General features: G+C 52.6%; 12 protein-coding genes. 9 read left to right on the top strand and 3 right to left on the bottom strand.

The window, feature by feature from the left end; genetic code table 11:
• The first annotated feature begins 214 nt into the window (after positions 1 to 214).
• From IGR76_08210 to IGR76_08190, 5 genes are all read left to right on the top strand, one after another.
• Positions 215 to 2,095, top strand: coding sequence for a DUF3685 domain-containing protein (locus IGR76_08210; protein MBF2078490.1), 1,881 nt, complete (start codon positions 215 to 217; stop codon positions 2,093 to 2,095).
• A 64-nt stretch (positions 2,096 to 2,159) separates the two neighbouring features.
• The gene (locus tag IGR76_08205) at positions 2,160 to 2,885 is read left to right on the top strand and encodes a hypothetical protein (protein ID MBF2078489.1); all 726 of its coding nucleotides are present in this window, start codon (positions 2,160 to 2,162) and stop codon (positions 2,883 to 2,885) included.
• A 72-nt stretch (positions 2,886 to 2,957) separates the two neighbouring features.
• Positions 2,958 to 3,515, top strand: coding sequence for a thylakoid membrane photosystem I accumulation factor (locus IGR76_08200; GenBank protein MBF2078488.1), 558 nt, complete (start codon positions 2,958 to 2,960; stop codon positions 3,513 to 3,515).
• A 176-nt stretch (positions 3,516 to 3,691) separates the two neighbouring features.
• Positions 3,692 to 3,922, top strand: coding sequence for a NifU family protein (locus IGR76_08195; protein MBF2078487.1), 231 nt, complete (start codon positions 3,692 to 3,694; stop codon positions 3,920 to 3,922).
• Between the two features lie 126 nt (positions 3,923 to 4,048).
• Entirely contained in the window at positions 4,049 to 6,280 is a 2,232-nt protein-coding gene (locus IGR76_08190) for a glycoside hydrolase (protein ID MBF2078486.1), read from the top strand.
• Between the two features lie 10 nt (positions 6,281 to 6,290).
• Here IGR76_08190 and IGR76_08185 read toward each other — a convergent pair whose 3' ends face one another.
• Entirely contained in the window at positions 6,291 to 6,944 is a 654-nt protein-coding gene (locus IGR76_08185) for a tetratricopeptide repeat protein (GenBank protein ID MBF2078485.1), read from the bottom strand.
• 867 nt (positions 6,945 to 7,811) lie between these two features.
• Between IGR76_08185 and IGR76_08180 the strand changes: the two genes are divergently transcribed.
• Positions 7,812 to 8,276 (top strand): hypothetical protein, encoded by a 465-nt coding sequence (locus IGR76_08180; protein ID MBF2078484.1) that lies wholly within the window; start codon positions 7,812 to 7,814, stop codon positions 8,274 to 8,276.
• A gap of 84 nt (positions 8,277 to 8,360) precedes the next feature.
• Positions 8,361 to 8,924 (top strand): glutathione S-transferase family protein, encoded by a 564-nt coding sequence (locus IGR76_08175; GenBank protein ID MBF2078483.1) that lies wholly within the window; start codon positions 8,361 to 8,363, stop codon positions 8,922 to 8,924.
• A 44-nt stretch (positions 8,925 to 8,968) separates the two neighbouring features.
• Here the strand turns inward: IGR76_08175 and IGR76_08170 are convergent, their stop codons facing one another.
• A complete protein-coding gene (locus IGR76_08170; GenBank protein ID MBF2078482.1) occupies positions 8,969 to 9,466 on the bottom strand; it encodes a DUF427 domain-containing protein in 498 nt (165 codons plus the stop codon).
• Positions 9,467 to 9,699: 233 nt separating this feature from the next.
• On the opposite strand from IGR76_08170, the gene IGR76_08165 reads away from it, so the two are divergent.
• Entirely contained in the window at positions 9,700 to 10,431 is a 732-nt protein-coding gene (locus IGR76_08165) for a GntR family transcriptional regulator (GenBank protein MBF2078481.1), read from the top strand.
• A 36-nt stretch (positions 10,432 to 10,467) separates the two neighbouring features.
• On the opposite strand, the gene IGR76_08160 is transcribed toward IGR76_08165, so the two are convergent.
• Positions 10,468 to 11,529: a hypothetical protein gene (locus IGR76_08160; GenBank protein MBF2078480.1), complete on the bottom strand. Its 1,062-nt coding sequence runs from the start codon at positions 11,527 to 11,529 to the stop codon at positions 10,468 to 10,470.
• A 287-nt stretch (positions 11,530 to 11,816) separates the two neighbouring features.
• On the opposite strand from IGR76_08160, the gene IGR76_08155 reads away from it, so the two are divergent.
• On the top strand, positions 11,817 to 12,014 hold the full coding sequence (locus IGR76_08155; protein ID MBF2078479.1) for a hypothetical protein: 198 nt from the start codon (positions 11,817 to 11,819) through the stop codon (positions 12,012 to 12,014).
• The last annotated feature ends 62 nt before the right edge of the window (positions 12,015 to 12,076 follow it).

Below are 12,076 nucleotides of genomic sequence, written 5' to 3'. Positions count from 1 at the left end.
TGCTCGAATAGCTCATCGTTGTTCGGTTTAAGAGGTTTGGCTCCTTTAAGTCTAATTATAAAGATGTCAAATCAGCTCTATAGAGATGTCCATCGTGATGTTTGCTTCATGTGAGAGTGATGGCTATCACACGTCGATCGCAAAGTGCTTCACTCCAATCCAGGAATAGCGCTATCCTGAGGCAAGCAGATTTCTAGTAGGCCGCACCGCTGCCATGAGCGTAGATTCATCTCCCTCGCCTGGATCAATAGAAACAATTGACATTGTGATTGTGGATGACGATCCAGTATTTCGGCTGGGATTGCGGCTTTTGCTGGAGCGGTTTTCGGATCTGCGAGTGCTTGCAGATGTCGGGAATGGAGCAGAGGCATTAGAGGCGATCGCCCAGTTCAGCACCCCATCCGAAACCTTGATCGGTGCAAGCAACACCATTGATATCGTCGTTCTCAATGCCGCCCTCGGTCGGTCTGATCCCGCGCAAATCCAAGGACTCACCCTAGGCCGAACTCTTAAGGAACAGTATCCGACCATCCCGGTTCTCCTGCTAGGCACATCTACGGAACCTGTGGTCATCAGTGCGGCGCGTCAGGTGGGAGCCAGTGGCTACTGTCCCCGCACCCTAGACTCCGAGGCAATGGTGAGCGTCATTCGACGAATCGCCACAGGTCAGTCCATTTGGATGATTGAGAAAAGCGCGCTTCCGGCTGCACCCTCTTCGACCACCCTGGCAACTCAGCGTTCTGAGGAAACGAGATTACCCAGTGCCCAAACCGGAGTGCGATCGCACCTGGTACGGCAGACGCGACAGTGGCGACGGGGAATGCGCCTATCCGGTATTCGTCAAATTGAGGCTGCCTTGGCAGAGGTGACCGAGCAGTTGCAAAACCCGGATTTGTCCCTGATGGCGCAGGCGATTTTGGCTGGACAACAGCGGGAACTGCGGGCAGCCCGTTGGATGGTGAATCAGCTTTTGCGAACCTCGGATACACCCAACGATCAACCGCTGCGTTCCATCCAGACCAGACCAGAACCCCAACCCCAGCCTGAAGGCGATCGCCCCATTGAAGCCTCGACGGTCATGGTGGCAGATTCCCCAACCCAGGCCATGACGCGGGGGCAGTCGGTGGTATTCGATGGTGTACTGGCGAAACTGCAAGCCCCGCTGCAAAATCTCAGCGCTGTCACCCTCGAAATCGATATTTTGCGAGAAGAACGCAAGCGCGAACTGTTTTATCTGATCCTGCGACAAATTGAACGGCTTCTGGACGAATTGCGCTACTCCCAGGTCACCGCCGCGCAACTGACCGAAAAGCGATCGCAGCTTCTGGTCGATCTATGGCGTGACGTAACGACGGATTTCTTTGGCAAATACTACACCGTTGCCGTCGATACCCAGTCCATCGAAGTGGTGGATGCCCTCCTCCGCAGTCGGGATCTCGTCCAGGCTGAAATTCTCGGCAAAATTCCGCTGACCACCGAACTGTTCGCCCATCTGCTGTTCCAGACGCCCCTGGATGTGGATGGCGTAGAATATGCGATCGGCAATCCGGCGGCGGTCGAGCGTGCCCAGACCATCCTGGAAAATGTGATGATTCAGGTCGGGAATGCGGTCATGCAGCCCCTCCTCAACGCCTTTGCCCACGTAGAACTGATTAAGCAAAATCTCTACGATCGCCGCCTCATGTCCAGCCGCGAAATTGAGCGTTTTCGCAATGATTTGTCGTGGCGCTATCGCCTCACCCACTACTTTGCGGAACCCCAGGCCATTTTTGAAAGTCGATACTTGCTGTTTACCATTCGCGGCCTCGGCATTCGCCAAGTGTCCATCTATGCCCCTCGCACCCAGGAATTAGAGCAATTAGGCGGCATTCCCTACGTGGTGACGTTGGCTCTCGAAACGCGAGATGCCCTTGCCCCACGGGTGCGATCGGTGTTCTCTTTCATCGGCAGCAGCGTCGTGTATGTCCTAATCGAGGTGGTTGGTCGTGGGATTGGTCTCATTGGGCGCGGCATTCTGAAGGGCATGGGCAGCGCTTGGCAGGATAACCGCTTTAGCCGCGATGATCGCTTTACCCGCGACAGCGACAGTCGATAGCCTACAATAGCCGTGGTTATTATCCTTCTGCGGCGATCGCCCTCCTCTCACGTACCGTACCGCTATGACTCGTTTTGTCCAGCTTCCTCGTTTTGCCCTCGGTCGAACCGTTGCCCTAGGGGCGATCGCCCTGCTGCTGGCCTCTGCTGTCGGCTGCTCTCGCCCTAAACCAGAATCCCCCCCTGAAGCCAGCGTCACGGTTGAACCCCAGAGCGAAATTCCTGCACCACCGGAAACCGTACTGGTCAGTTCCGATGGTGCGAGTCGGCTGACGTTACCAACCGGATGGCAAGCAGAGAATCAACTGCACGACTCGGCGGAACTGCAAGCCGCGAACTACGAGCGCAAACTGTACGTTATCGTGCTTTCCGAATCTAAAGAGGCTCTGAAGGCAGAAGAACCGGACACCAACTGGACGATCGAAACCCATTCCGAAACGACCCGCAAGCTACTAGAAGATCGTCTAAAAGCGGCGGGTGAGATTGAAGTTGGCGATCCGGTCACGCTGAAGGTTGGGGCGTATCCTGCAATTCAGTACGAAATTCGGGGCAAACTTGGGGATCTGGATGTGGTTTATCTGCATACCACCGTTGAAACCTCCACCCACTTTCACCAAATTCTGGCGTGGACGGTTCCTGAAACCTTGGCCGCAAACCGGACTGAACTGGATCGCGTCATCCAAAGCTTCCAAGAAATTCCCGAATCGGAGCGATCGCCTGTCCCGTCCCGAACAGAGTCAGAATCCGCTAACGACGAGCCATCCGAGGCTGAACCCTCCCCACAAAATTAGAAACACCTGACCAACGCGCACCCCAATCAGGCACAATGGCATAGAGCTGTCTTTTCTGAATTTCCACGCTCCATGCTTAATGTGCTTCGATCAATTTTAGTTTCTCTGCTAGCTGTTCTCGTAATTGGCGTCGCTCCGGCTTGGGCTGGCCTAACCGACGACCACTACGACGGCAATATTTTCCCGCTCTACGGTGGAAACGGTTCCCTTGTGCCGCCGCGCGTGACCCTGGCGGAGTCGTTCCAGCGGGACAAACCAACCCTGCTGGTGCTCTATGTGGATGACAGTAAGGATTGCAAAGAATATACGTCAGTGCTGTCACAACTGGATGCCTACTATGGGCGGGCGACGGATTTTATCTTCCTCAGCCTAGATTCCATTGCGCCAAAAGCCCAGTACGATCGCACCGAACCCGGTTACTACTACAAAGGATTGTTGCCCCAAACCGTGGTGTTTGACCCATCCGGAAACGTGGTGCTGGACGAAGCGGGTGTGCTGTCCTTCGAGCAGATCGATGATGTGTTCCGCGAGGTGTTTGACCTATTGCCTCGTTCGGAATCGGTAGAGCTACGACGACGACAAATCAACGAAGTGAATGTCGAATTAGTGCCCGCTAACGAGGCCAAGTAATCCAATTCCCATCACGTTAGACCAGACCATGGCGTTTAGAGAGTCATTCATGACTGAGTCCATTACCCCGCCACTCCCCACTCCCCAACCCTGCCCACAGTGTTACACTGGCATCTATGCAAATCCCGAACTCTAACTTGATGAATTCCCAAAGGTGAATTATGTCTCAGCAAACCATGGAACTCACTCCAGACAACGTTGAGAAGGTGCTGGATGAACTGCGCCCTTACCTCATGTCTGATGGCGGGAACGTTGAGCTGGTTGAACTCGATGGCCCCATTGTTAAGTTGCGGCTTCAGGGAGCGTGTGGTTCCTGCCCTAGCTCCACCATGACCCTAAGGATGGGGATTGAGCGCCGCCTCCGTGAAGCGATTCCCGAAATTGCTGAAGTCGAGCAAGTGATTTAGGCCGTTGGAGCGATCGCCCTAACTAGGACGATCGAAATCCAAAGACCATTGATATTGGTACAGTAAAAGGCAGGGATACACCATGTATCTCTGCCAAGGTTTTGGGTTGCTTCTTAAGGAGAACGTATGTCTCATCCCTTATACGTGGCCGTCATCTGGCATCAGCATCAGCCTCTTTACAAAAGCCGTGCTGCCGGACGGTATCAACTCCCGTGGGTGAGACTGCACGGAACCAAAGATTATCTGGATTTGGTACTCCTTCTAGAGCGCTACCCCAAGCTGCACCAAACCGTAAACCTGGTTCCGTCCTTAATCATGCAGATTGAGGATTATGTGGCTGGAACTGCGTTTGATCCCTACCTCACCATTGCGCTGACGCCGGAAGATCAGCTTACGTTAGAGCAGCGAGAGTTCATCGTGCAGCACTTTTTCGATGCCCATCACCGCACGATGGTCGATCCCCATCCCCGCTACGCGGAGCTATTTTACCAACGGCAAGATCGAGGGCAAAATTGGTGCCTGGAAAACTGGGGCTTACAAGAGTACGCAGATCTGACCGCATGGCATAACCTCGCCTGGTTTGATCCACTCTTCTGGGACGATCCCGACATTGCCCAATGGCTCAATCAAGGTCGTAACTACACCCTGAGCGATCGCCAGCGCATTTATTCAAAACAGCGAGAAATTCTGAGCCGAATCATTCCCCAGCACCGCCTCATGCAAGAGCGGGGACAGCTTGAGATTACCACCACACCCTACACCCATCCCATCCTGCCGCTGCTGGCTGACACCAATTGTGGACGGGTGGCCGTGCCGCAAATGGTTTTGCCCGAACAGCGGTTCCAGTGGGCGGAGGATATTCCCCGCCATCTGAAAAAAGCCTGGGATATGTACCGCGATCGCTTTGGCTGTTCGCCGCGTGGTCTATGGCCGTCGGAACAGTCGGTGAGTCCGGCTATTTTGCCCGATGTGGCGAAGCAAGGCTTCCAGTGGCTCTGTTCCGATGAGGCGGTACTGGGCTGGACGTTGGGACACTTCTTCCATCGGGATGCTTCCGGGAATGTGGAAGAACCGGAACTCCTCTACCGCCCCTATCGCTTAGAAACTCCCCACGGGGATCTGGCGATCGTCTTCCGCGATCACCGTCTATCCGATCTGATTGGCTTTACCTACGGCGGCATGGAGCCTGCAGCGGCCGCTACGGATTTAATTGGACATTTAGAGGCGATCGCCCGTTCCTTTCGGCAGCGGTACTACGCGGGGGGAGCCATTACCGATCCCTGGCTGGTTACTATCGCCCTGGATGGCGAAAACTGTTGGGAATACTATAAGCAGGATGGATTGCCCTTCTTAGAGTCTCTATACGAACGTCTGAGCCACCATACCGGGATTCAATTGGTGACCGTCGCGGAATTTCTCGATCAGTTTCCCGCCACCGTATCCCTTCCTGCCAGCAAACTCCATAGCGGATCGTGGGTAGATGGCAGTTTTACCACTTGGATTGGTGATCCTGCCAAAAATCGGGCGTGGGATTTGCTGACCCAAGCCCGTCAAACCTTGGCAAGACATCCCGAAGCTACCGAGGAAAATAATCCCGATGCCTGGGAAGCCCTCTATGCTGCCGAAGGTTCGGACTGGTTTTGGTGGTTTGGCGAAGGTCATTCCTCCAACCAAGACGCCATGTTTGACCAGCTTTTCCGCGAACACCTAATTGCGTTGTACCAAGCCCTGAATGAATCTGTGCCCCTCAACGTGCGGCAGCCTGTGGAAGATCACGCGGCAGATGGAGAACGTCAGCCCCAAGGCTTTATCCATCCCATCATTGACGGCATTGGGGATGAGCAAGACTGGGAGCGAGCTGGACGCATTGACGTGGGCGGCGCACGGGGCACAATGCACCAAAGCAACGCGGTGCAAAAACTCTGGTACGGAGTAGATCACCTGAATCTCTATCTGCGCCTAGATTTCAAAACCGGGGCAAAGCCTGGAATTGATGTGCCGTCGGAACTGCATGTGCTGTGGTTCTATCCCCAGAAGCCCCTGTTCAACAGTCCGATTCCCCTGGCGGAGGTCCCCGACCTGTCCCCCGTGAACTACCTGTTTCACCATCACCTAGGGATTAACTTGGTAACCCGAACCCTGTGGTTTCAGCAGGCGAAGGACTTCTTTCAGTGGCAAGCCCATCCTACCCGGGCACAGCTAGGATTAGACCACTGCATGGAACTGGCGATTCCCTGGGCCGATTTGCAACTGGTGGAACCCGATTGGCAAATGCGGATGATCGTCGTGCTGGCAGAGGATGGACGATTTGCCAGCTACTTACCTGAACAAACCCTAATTCCGGTTACGGTTCCCTAGCTGCGCCAGACTACATCTTCAGATTGCACAGCAGTTCATTAATCCAGCGCTCGACTTGGCGTTTCAGACGCTTTCCTGAGGGTTGGTGAGGGTCTTGGGCAAACAACTGGCAGGCACGCTCATAATCGGCGATCGCCCAATTCCAGTCGCCGCTGAGGTGATGGGTGCGGCCTCGCTCGGCGTAGATACGGCCTTCGAACTGCTTAAACGTTAAGGCCAGGTTAAAGTTTTTAAGCGCCCGCTCGTACATTCGCAAATCGCGGAAGGTGATGCCCTGGTTGATCCAGGCGCGAATATTGTCAGGATTAATTTCCAGCGCAAGGTTGTAATCCAGAATTGCGTCTAGGAAATCTCCCTTAGCGGCATAGTAGTTGGCGCGATTATTGTACGCGCTATCGAGATAGGGGTCGAGTTCCAACGCGGTATTGTAATCGGCGATCGCCCGATCCAAATGTCCAGCCTGAAAATGCACCAATCCCCGATTGTTATAGTCAACGGCACTCGTTGGGCACAGATTCAGCAAATGATTGAAGGTGGTAATGGCACACTCATAATCCCCATCATGGGCAGAGGCGAGGGCAAGTTGGCGAAGTTGCGGCATGGATGGATCACTGTCATGAAGGAGAATGCCCCGACTCACACAGAGTCCAAACTTCCTACACATAGAAACAGACTGACGAACAGGGATGTATCGTCGAGGTTGGGAGGGGAAGGGCGATCGCAGCAACGTTCCAAACTGCATACGCGCCAAACCTTTGCCACGCACATTAATAAAGAAACAGCTAATTTTCTTCTGGCAACCCTTCTGGAAATACGTACTCATATAGACCTCATATAGACCTCATAGATACTGACGTTGAACTTGCACAACTCATTGATCCAAGACTTTGCTAGAAGCCTCTATCCATCTCTTCAGTACCAATGAACAGAATCAATATATTTAGTCAGCGAAATATTTAGATCAGGGTGAATTGATCAATGCTACTGATTGCTGTATTGAGCTCATGTTTAATGGAAAAACAATCTCAGTTCGAGCTATAAATATTGGCGATCGCAACTTGTCAGCAGTCAATTGCCGGTAATACACCCCTGACTCTTAGATAGTTTGTATAGCTAGAAAAATTGAGGTTGAAAATACTGAACTTTTGCGTAGTAGATTCAGCCACTCTTTGGGAAGGTTTCGGTTCAACTCCTTGGTATACGGTAATCCTGTTAATTCTGGGCAGAATTGAATCCCGTTAAAATCCTCCGTATTATCACCGAGGGTTCACTGAATTTTCATGAGAACTAGAGCCTAATAGACGATGTCTTTACAAAGCCTCTTCACAATTTTGTCGCTGTTTCGTACACATATATTTATGAAACTGCGTATGCATAAGTCCGGATTGATTGAGCCGTGGTGACGTAAACGGACGTAACTAGACGTTTCGTTTTATAACGAATAGGGCGACTAGGTTGGGAAGCAATTAGGGCGATCGCGATAGAATGCAAAGGGCTAAAGTCTTTAGGCACATACTCAGCAAATAAAATTATGACCGTGGCAACCGAGTTTTCTAATCTGTCATCTCTCGCACCGGATACCTATCTTGTCCTTGGACTTTCGACCTGCTTTATTCGTGAGGATGGAGAGGTTCACCAAGTTAGCATCGCCGAACCCATTCCCTCCGCCGCCCTAGAAGCCATTGTGAAAGGCATTCCCACCTCCTATCAGAAAGCAATCGGCACAACGGTCGGCGCGATGATGAACGGTAATGCGCTGCACCTGCCCGACGCCTTTCCCGCCAATACCCAACTGTGTGATCAGTTCCAAGAGCGGGCGATCGCGGCGGCTCGCACCTACGAGGCTCGTCCTTCTGCCCAGTCCTTAGTGCCACTGGGTACGGTGCGTGAAGATTTCAACTACTCGCTGGAACGAAAACGAGTACTGAATTCTGAGCGTATCGTTAAAGTCGAAGACAACGTTAAACAGCACGCCTATACCCACGAAGTGCCGTAGCAGCAGGATTTACGTTATTAACACTGAGGGGAGAGGATGAAGATCCAATCCCCACGATACTTAACGTGTGATAGGAAGATAGGAATGGGACTGAAGCTATACGGTGGCGCACGGAGCCGCGCGTCAATTGTGCAGTGGTATTTAGAAGAACTGGGACAGCCCTATGAGTTTGTACTGCTCGATATGCAGGTAGGCGAGCACCGTCAGCCAGACTTTTTAGCGATTAATCCGATGGGTAAGGTTCCGGCTCTAGTCGATGGAGACTTCACCCTATGGGAATCGGGGGCAATCCTGCTTTATCTAGCGGAGAAATATAGCCAGGATGCATCGACGCTGGAACAGCGATCGCACCTCGCGCAGTGGGTTCTGTTTGCCAATGCCACCCTGGGGCCTGGGTTGTTTACCGAAAGTACCCGCGAAAAGGAAAGAGCCACTCTCTTTCCGGCCTTGAATCAAATCCTAGACCAGCACCCCTTTTTAATGGGAGACACGTTTACCGTCGCAGATGTAGCTGTTGGCGCTTACCTGAGTTACATGACCCTGATGCTGGGTATCACCTACGAGGAGTATCCCGCACTCAATACCTACGTTAACCAGCTCACAGACCGTCCCGCCTACCAGAACACTATCGGCGCACGGCGGGCGTAATCGTTGGGCGATCGCCCCTCTCGTACATTTAACCCGGCCATTACTTACCATCCCCAGGTTCCCGGTGCGCCTTTGAACGGCCCCACGATGTTTTTCGTAATCCAGCCCCCGTAAAAGTCTCCCGGTTGTGGCGTCACTGGCTCACCATTCACAATACAAGCATCCATCCGACTGGGATAAAACGCGATGTAGTTCTGAATGCCTGCAAAAGTCGGAGTTGGATTGGCGTAAAACCAGGCCGAATCAGGTTCACAGCGATCGCCCACGGTAATCGTGTAATACCCTGCCCGTCCTTTCCATTCGCAAAAGGAGGAACGGGAAGATTGCGTTAAATACTCCATGCGTACGTCCTCTGGTGGAATGTAGTACACCGGAGGATGACTGGTTTCGAGTACCCGCTTAGCCCGGTGGGTATCCGCCAGGGTGACTCCGTTTAGTACCACCTGGATATGGTGATTGGTGTCTTCTAGGCGGGGTGGACGGGGATAGTCCCACACGGATTCTTGACCGGGCTGCAGCGGTGGGCGATCGCGATTTATCATGGGCACCTATTGTTTGACTGCTCCTTGATTGTACTGTGCCCTTTTAGGAGCTAGAACCTAGCCTCATTAAATTTTGTCGCCCTAAAAAGCGTGATTCTAATATTTTCTCTAGGAATTACTAAATATCGCTACAATACGGAATAGAATCTTCATTTTCGTCACTTAAACTCGATGCTCATGCCTTTCCGTTTTTTTAGAGGCGTAGCATTTGCATCAATATCTGAGCATCGCTAATGGCAAACAGCACATCTAATCGCAGGTCTCCTCCCCTGCACTTGGTGATTTCAGAAAAGCTTCGCACCCAAATCTTGGAGGGGCGCTATCCGCCAGGAACCAAGATTCCAAGTGAACATCAACTCATGGAGCAATTCGAAGTCAGTCGGATTACGGTGAGGCGGGCGATCGCCAATCTCGTGCAGCAGGGACTCGTCATCACCCAGCGTGGGCGCGGCGTGTTTGTGAAGGAGCAGCGGAAAGCCACCTATTTTTTGTCCAATCCCATTGTGTTTGTTGAAGAAGACCTGGCACGGCAGGGTTTTGCCAGCGCGATTGAAAATTTGATATTCGAACCGATCTCTGTCCCGGATCATATAGGCCAGAAGTTGCAAATTCCTCGCCAGTCCGAAGTCTATTTTCAAAAAAAGGTGTTGCTGATTGATGGCATTCCTTCTGCCTTAGACATGACCTACCTCGTTGCCGAATTAGGACAAGCCTACGCTACCGAGCTTCAGTGTGCCATGACGTTTCCGATCCTGGAGCGTAATGGTGTTTCGATTCATCGCATTGAGGCCACGCTGGAATCGACCCATGCGGATAATGAACTGAGTCAACGATTGAATGTGCCCCTGGGTGGCCCCATTTTGGTCTATCGCTACTTAGCCCATACAGGGAACCGCCCCATTCTGTGCGGAGAAACGCTGTCACGGGGCGATCGCCTTGCCTATTCCGTTGTGCTGACCAAGTAGAGCAAGGCGTGTAATCCCTCTCTATCACCAACGCCGCTAGTCCTCGCACACAAATTCGGCGACGGTACGAGCCTGCCGACTCGGTGGTGCCGTGCGTTCTCCTGTTCCCAGAGCATCAGTATCGCAATTGACCCACCAACGCTGCCGTTGCCCGTCTATTTCCGCATCAAACTGTCGGATTGGATCGCTGTCGTAATAGGTATTGCGAATCAGCGTGAAATTGCCAATGCTGGGCAAGTTGCCAAAATCAAGACGCTGAGCGTTGGAGGAATGGTCATCCTCGCCATCTAAAGGCGATTCACTCAAGGTCAGTTCGTACTCATAGCCCGCCCGGTTGAAGTCACCAATCCAAAACTGATACCGTCCCGCAGGCCAGTACCCCTCTACGACGGGCAACACGCCCACGTCATCATCGGCACAGATCGTTCCGCCAGGGCCTTCAATCAAAAGCGTCACATCTCCGGGCGCATCAACACTAGCCCGGAGATATTCAAAGGATTCCGTGAGTTCAATGACGTGATTGGGTGCTCCGGTACGCTTCACATAGCCGCAGTCTGTCGAGCGATCGCCCCCCGATGCTCCCCGCAGTCGCAGCGGCGCAGGCGAAAAGCCGGGTTCTAAAGTCCGTTCGGCCTGGGTAGCGTCATCATCCCGATCCGAAGGCTGCTGGCTAATTCGCAGCGTGTAGGTATAGCTTTCCCGATGGTCATCGCCAATCCACAGCCGATAAACCCCTTCCGGCCAAAAGCCTTCGATCTGGGGCAGGAAACCCACGTCATCATCCGCACAGAGGTTTCCTCCTGGCCCTTCCAGTAAAAGAGAGACATCGCCAGCAGCCTCAACACTGACGCGCAGATACTCAAAATCCTCTTCGAGGGTAAGCACATGATCTGGAGCGGCTGCCGTATCGACATATCCACAACTCGTAGAGCGAGATCCGCCCGATAATCCGGTGCCAACGGCTGGATCCGGTCGGAATCCGGGAGACAGTCTAAAGGATTCGTAGGCAGCTTGGGCGGGTACCGTACTGGTTAGGGAAACGACGGCAAGCCCACCAATCAAATACGCAATGGAAAACGGCCAAAAACGTCCAGTCATAATGTACAGCAGCGAAAACAGATGAAGGAACACAGTGACTTAACGGCTAAAATGACTTGCGATCGCCCGTTATAGTTCCACGTCAGCCTCCGTTTGCTCTAAAGATTTACAAACGGTCGCCTTTATACCAACACACTGGCAGAATAGAGACTGATTCGTTGCATAAGGATATGTTAGCGCAGCGTAACCCATTGCTTCTGGAGATTGATGCGTTATGGCGATCGCCTAACCCATCCTACAAAACTGGATTCGTCAGTGAGAAATTTTAAGCACCGCCCAAATAATCTATGAACAGAGATGAAGCTGCTCTGCTAGATGTTTATAATGCGACCCAACGCATACTTCTATTCGCGTCCGGCTTGCCCAAAGCCAACTTAGCCACTAATGAGGAAAAGCAGTCAGCCATTCTCGACCAAGTGATTATTGTCGGTGAAGCCACCAAGGGTGAAGGCTACAAAACTGGGATGCACCCCATTCAAACCTAAGATGTGTTGTGGGAGACCGCTCTCGGGCCTCGGCAATGGCTCTATGGCAGTCTATTCCAGCC

It is taken from the genome of Synechococcales cyanobacterium T60_A2020_003, from assembly GCA_015272205.1.
Classification (GTDB): Bacteria; Cyanobacteriota; Cyanobacteriia; order RECH01; family RECH01; genus JACYMB01.
Note: the sequence above shows the minus strand (reverse complement) of the source record. Positions and strands in the feature narration are given on the sequence as shown.